At 66.7% G+C, this 493-nt stretch carries 2 pseudogenes; one reads left to right on the forward strand and one right to left on the reverse strand.

The annotated features are described in order from the left end of the window. Positions 1 to 67: pseudogene (locus tag U8L64_RS00140) on the reverse strand (ferredoxin); the annotation flags it as partial. Between the two features lie 110 nt (positions 68 to 177). On the opposite strand from U8L64_RS00140, the pseudogene U8L64_RS00145 reads away from it, so the two are divergent. Continuing rightward, positions 178 to 493 (forward strand): annotated as a pseudogene (locus U8L64_RS00145) (hypothetical protein); the annotation flags it as partial.

The raw sequence follows: 493 nt of genomic DNA on the forward strand, positions 1-493 counted from the left end.
CCGGGCAGACTTCCACGCAATCGGTGTATTTGCACTTGATGCAGTTGTCGGTGACGACGAAGGTCATTTCTAGCTATCTCCTCAGGCGGGTCAGGCAGCGTTGGCAGACGCTCCTGTGTGGCAGCAGACAGGGTGGCACCCGCGCACGTTGTCGCTCAGCGCCACGGTCGATTTCTGATGCAGGCACGCACCCTGCGGGGCTGGGGCGGGGTCCACAAGTGGTCCAGCCACGTCTGCACGCAGTTAATCAAGCTGCTGTGCCAGACCGGGCTGCCGCATATCTTCCCCCCCGTGATCGATCAGCGGCCCGGCGCCGCGAGCGCGGCCCCGCCGATGCCGACGGGCACGCCGCACATCACGCTCGACCGGGTCGCCGCCGAAGCGGTCGGGGCCTATCCGGGCCTGGTGCCGCTGTACTTCTTCGCCGTCGTGCTCGAGCAACAGCACCTCGGCCAGGTGCGCATCGGCAACCAGCAGGTTGACCGGATGCCCG

It is taken from the genome of Pseudomonas sp. FIP_A4 (assembly GCF_036701605.1).
In the GTDB taxonomy this organism is placed as follows: Bacteria; Pseudomonadota; Gammaproteobacteria; order Pseudomonadales; family Pseudomonadaceae; genus Stutzerimonas; species Stutzerimonas phenolilytica.